Raw genomic sequence first — 4,908 nt, forward strand, 5'->3', positions numbered from 1 at the left:
CGCGCATGCGGGCAAAAAGTGCCGCGGGGTCGGCCGCGCCGTAGTCGCGGCGCGCCTCCATCGCGAAGGCTCCGCCGACGAGAGCCGCTGCCAGCGCGACCAGCAACGGCAGTACCCACCAGCGATTGCCGGCATACGGCCGCGCGAGGGGAGCCCACTCCAGCGGCGAGAGCCACCGCAGCGTGCGCACCGGGCTGTCCGCGGAGGCGGCATCCGCGAGCGCGCGCAGCAGGTAGGCCGCACCCACCACCGCGAGCCCGATCTCACGGGCCGTGCGGGCCGACGCCGTCACCTGGGCAGCACATGCGCCCACACCGGCAAACGCGATGGGTGTCAGGGCGAGCCCGCCGCCCATGACGAGCGCGCCGCCGACGGGCGTCCCGACCACGACCATCGAGATCGCCACGAGGATCCCGAGCAGCAGGGATGCCGACCCAGCCACGGCGAGTGCCCCGGCAAGCATGGCGTGCCGCCCAATCGACCCGGCGCGCAGCAACTCGGTCCGCCCGAACTCCTCCTCGGCGCGGGTGGCCCGGATGACTCCGAGAACGCCCATGATCGCCGCCATCATCGCGGTGAAGCCGCCGACGCGGAACATGGTGAATCCGCCGACGGTGAGCAAGTCGAAGGGTGGACCGAGCATCGCCCGCATCGTCGGGTTCGCCGCCAGCGCGGCCGCAACCTCGCGTCCCGCGGCGTCGTCGCTGATGGTCGAGCGATAGGCCGAGGCGGTCGCGGGGATGAAGGACCACAGGATCAGCACCCACGTCACCCAGAACCACCGGTCGGCACGCAGGATGCGCCGGATCGCCAAGCCGGTGCCGCTCAACTGACTCGACCACCCGCTGCTCGCGATCCGATCCGCGACGGCGCTCGTCATCCCGCAGCCTCGTCGTAGTGCCGCAGGAAGAGGTCCTCCAGCGTCGGCGGCGACGACGTCAGTGACCGTATGCCGTGCCCCGCCAACCGCCCCAGCACCGCTCCCAGCGCGCTCGCGTCGACCTGCGCCGTGAGCCGGTGGCCGTTGAGCACGACGTCATGGACTCCCGGCAGCTGCGCGAGATCCATTGGCGCAGAGTCAAGGTCGGCAACCACCTGGGTTCGTGTCAGGTGGCGCATCTCGGCCAGTGTCCCGCTCTCGACGACGCGCCCGGCCCGGATGATGCTCACCTGGTCACACAGGGCTTCGACCTCGCTGAGGATGTGACTCGAGAGCAGCACGGTCCGTCCACGTGCATGCTCGTCGCGGATGAGCTGGGTGAAGACCCGCTCCATCAACGGGTCCAGCCCCGACGTGGGCTCGTCGAGCAGCAGCAACTCCACGTCACTGGCCAGAGCTGCCACCAAGGCGACCTTCTGCCGGTTGCCCTTGGAATAGCTGCGCCCCTTCTTGGTCGGGTCGAGGTCGAAGCGCTCCAGCAGCTCGGCGCGCCGCGCCGGATCCAGGCCCCCACGCGCTCGCCCGAGCAGGTCGATGATCTCGCCGCCCGTCAGATTCGGCCATAGCGTGACATCGCCCGGCACATAGGCCAGCCGCCGGTGCAGCGCCGGGGCATCCGCCCACGGATCGCCACCGAGCAACCGCACCGCGCCGGCGTCGGCTCGCAGCAGGCCCAGCAGCACCCGGATCGTCGTCGACTTCCCCGCGCCGTTCGGTCCGAGGAAGCCGTGGACCTCGGCGGACCGCACCCGCAGGTCCAGCCCGTCCAGCGCCCGAGTCGGGCCGAACGTCTTGACCAGTGACTCGATCTCGATGACATCACTCACGCCCTCCATCATGCGCTCGTCGCTCCCGCTCACCGCGTGCGACCATCCGGAATCCCGCGATAGAGTCGAGACACAGACAGGGGAGCGCCACCCAGGGCGCTGAGAGTGCGCGCCAGCGCAGACCCTCGGACCTGATCCGGTTCGCACCGGCGTAGGGAGTCGAGATCTCCCCGGCTCGCGCCGGGCCCTCCATATATGTGGAGGACATTCACCATGCGTAAGCACACCAGAGTTCTCGCCGTCGCGGCCCTCGTCGCGCTCGCGGGCTGCACCACCAAGAGTTCCAGCATCACCGCCGCGACATCCGCTGCGACCCTCGCGTCCGACGGGGCCAGCACGTCGGCGGAGTTGACACGTTCGGACACCCTCACCGTGGTCACGCACGACTCCTTCGCCCTCTCCGACGAGGTCAAGAAGCAGTTCGAGTCGGACACCGGCATCCAGGTCACCTATGTCGCCCCGGGCGACGCTGGAACAGTGACCAACCAGATCATCTTGACCAAGGACGCCCCACTGGGCGATGTCGTCTTCGGCATCGACAACACCTTTGCCGGTCGCGTGATCAAGGCCGGTGTCCTCAGACCGTATGTCGCGCCCGGCCTCCCCACGACCACCGCCGACCTCGGGCCGCGCGACGATCTGCTCACCCCGATCGACTATGGCGACGTCTGCGTCAACGCAGACAAGAAGTGGTTCGCGGACAAGGGCATTGCGCTGCCGAAGACCCTCGACGACCTGGCCGCGCCGGCATACAAGGATCAACTGGTCGTCGAGAACCCGGCCTCCTCATCGCCCGGGCTCGCCTTCCTCGCTGCGACGGTGGGTGCCAAGGGCGACCCGGGCTATCTCGACTACTGGTCCGCGTTGACGGCCAATGGCGTCAAGGTCGCCAAGGGCTGGACCGAGGCCTACACCGGCGACTTCTCCGGCTCCAGCGGCAAGGGCCCACGCCCGCTGGTGGTGTCCTACTCCACCTCGCCGGCCTTCGAAGTGCCCAAGGGCGGCAAGGAGTCCGCGACTGTCGCGTTGCTCGACACCTGCTTCCGCCAGGTCGAATACGCGGGTGTGATCAAGGGCGCGCAGAACGAGGTGGGCGCGCAGAAGTTCATCGACTATCTGCTCACCAAGACCGTGCAGGCCGACATCCCCGGCCAGATGTATATGTATCCCGTCGACTCATCGGTCGAGTTGCCCGCCGACTGGGTCAAGTTCGCGCCGCTCGCGCCGAAGCCCATCGCTGTCGATCCGACGACCATCGCGGATAAGCGCGAGCAGTGGATCAAGGACTGGACGGCGAAGGTCCTCGGCTGACGCCAGTGAGCGCGACATCGGTCGAAAGGGACTCGGGGCCAACGGCTTTCGCCGGTCGCATCCGACCGGTGCCGGCCGCTCTCTGGGGGATGGCCGCGCTGGTCCCGCTCGCCTTCCTGCTCGCCTTCTTCGCCTGGCCGGTCTGGACGCTGATCGGGCGCGGCTTCGTGTCCAATGACGGCGGCATCGCGATGGATGCCGTCGGTTCGATCCTCGGCTCGGCCCGCACGCTGCGGATCGTCCGCACAACCTTGACCCTCGCGGTCCTCGGGACGACCGCGTCGGTGCTGCTCGGCATACCCGGTGCCTATGTCCTTTACGTATGTCGCTTTCCCGGCCGCGCGCTCGCGCGCGCCCTCGTGACCGTCCCCTTCGTGCTGCCGACCGTGGTCGTCGGGGTGGCCTTCCTCGCGGTCCTGGGGCCGCACGGGCCGCTGGGCTTCCTCGGGTTGAGCCAGTCGCTGACCGCGATCGTGCTGGCGCTCGTCTTCTTCAACTATGCGATCGTCGTGCGGACCGTCGGCGGGTTGTGGTCACGATTGGACCCGCGGGCCACCCAGGCGGCCCGGGCGCTCGGTGCGAGTCCGCGGCGGGCCTTCTTGACCGTGACCCTGCCCGCGCTGGCACCGGCAATCGCCTCGGCAGCCATACTCGTCTTCCTGTTCTGCGCCTCGGCCTTCGGGGTCGTGATGGTGATGGGCGGTGTGCGCTACGGCACGATCGAGACCGAAATCTGGTATCAGACAACGCAATTGCTCGACCTGCCCGCTGCCTCCGCACTGTCCGTGGTGCAACTCGTCGTGGTCGCCGCGTCCCTTCTCGCGGCGTCCGCCGCCCAGGGGCGCAGCGAGCGCGCCCTGCGGTTGCGCGGCGACGCGAGTGGGGAGCATGCGTGGTCCTGGCGGCGCGACTGGGGACCGACGGTGGTGACGGGCCTGGTCGTTCTCGGCCTGCTCGCCTTGCCGATGATCACCCTGGTGATCCGCTCGCTGCGCGATGCCACCGGTTGGACGCTCGATCACTATCGGGCGCTCGGCACCACCGTCGGTCGCGCGCTGCCGGTGCCCGTCTGGACGGCGATCCGCAACTCCCTGATCGTTGCTCTCGAAGCCACCGTGCTCGCTCTCGTGCTCGGGACTCTCGTCTCGCTCGTCGTCAGCCGCCGGCCCCGAGCAGCGCTGGGGCGCCGGGCATTACGCCTGCTCGACTCGGTCTTCATGCTGCCGCTCGGGGTGTCTGCGGTGACCGTCGGCTTCGGCTTCCTCATCACGCTGAACCGACCGCCGCTGGACTTGCGCAGCTCGATCGTCCTGATTCCGATCGCCCAGGCCGTCGTTGCGCTGCCGCTGGTGGTGCGCTCGATCCTGCCCGTGTTGCGCGCGATCGATCCGCGCCAGCGGGAGGTTGCCGCGACCCTGGGGGCCTCGCCCGCGCGGGTGTTGTGGAGCGTGGACGGGCCCTTCCTCCTGCGAGGCATGGGCATCGGCGCGGGCTTCGCCATGGCGACGTCGTTGGGGGAGTTCGGGGCTACGAGCTTCCTCGCGCGCCTGGACCGGCCCACGCTCCCAGTCGTGATCTTCAAGCTCGTCGGCCGGCCGGGTGAGGCGAACTTCGGTGCGGCGCTAGCGGCTTCGGTCGTGCTCGCGGTCCTGACCGCCGTCGTGATGCTGGTTGCCGAGTTCGTCCGTCCGCCCGCTGCGGGGCAGCTATGAGGCCCGGGGCCGGCGAGGTTCCCGCGGGGACGGACGGCCCGGGCGCCGGCGGGCAGGACGGCGACGGCCTAGATGGCGAAGGCGCGGCGGAACGCGGGTCCGGGCCGGGGCTCACGGT

3 protein-coding genes, 1 pseudogene and 1 riboswitch are annotated in these 4,908 nt (G+C 69.6%); of the genes and pseudogenes, 2 read left to right on the top strand and 2 right to left on the bottom strand.

Annotation, left to right across the window (positions count from 1 at the left end; translation table 11 throughout):
• Positions 1-880 (bottom strand): annotated as a pseudogene (locus PKH97_RS13625) (ABC transporter permease); the annotation flags it as partial.
• Complete coding sequence (locus tag PKH97_RS13630) at positions 877-1,767, bottom strand: ABC transporter ATP-binding protein (RefSeq protein WP_324388073.1); 891 nt, start codon at positions 1,765-1,767, stop codon at positions 877-879. The pseudogene PKH97_RS13625 and the gene PKH97_RS13630, both read right to left, overlap by 4 nt.
• A 68-nt stretch (positions 1,768-1,835) precedes the next feature.
• Positions 1,836-1,941, top strand: a riboswitch (TPP riboswitch).
• 39 nt (positions 1,942-1,980) lie between these two features.
• Between PKH97_RS13630 and PKH97_RS13635 the strand changes: the two genes are divergently transcribed.
• Together PKH97_RS13635 and PKH97_RS13640 are read left to right on the top strand one after the other, a co-directional pair.
• Positions 1,981-3,078 carry a thiamine ABC transporter substrate-binding protein gene (locus PKH97_RS13635; protein ID WP_324388075.1) on the top strand — a complete coding sequence of 366 codons (1,098 nt, stop codon included), beginning with the start codon at positions 1,981-1,983 and terminating at the stop codon, positions 3,076-3,078.
• An 89-nt stretch (positions 3,079-3,167) separates the two neighbouring features.
• Complete coding sequence (locus PKH97_RS13640) at positions 3,168-4,790, top strand: iron ABC transporter permease (protein ID WP_324388076.1); 1,623 nt, start codon at positions 3,168-3,170, stop codon at positions 4,788-4,790.
• Positions 4,791-4,908 lie beyond the last annotated feature (118 nt).

The sequence above is a fragment of the Nostocoides sp. genome (assembly GCF_035343835.1).
Taxonomy (GTDB): domain Bacteria; phylum Actinomycetota; class Actinomycetes; order Actinomycetales; family Dermatophilaceae; genus Nostocoides_A; species Nostocoides_A vanveenii.

What these genes read in the sequence shown, in the direction of transcription:
- PKH97_RS13635 (WP_324388075.1), top strand. Translation starts at nt 1,981, where the DNA reads ATGCGTAAGCACACCAGAGTTCTCGCCGTCGCGGCCCTCGTCGCGCTC.
- PKH97_RS13640 (WP_324388076.1), top strand. Translation starts at nt 3,168, where the DNA reads ATGGCCGCGCTGGTCCCGCTCGCCTTCCTGCTCGCCTTCTTCGCCTGG.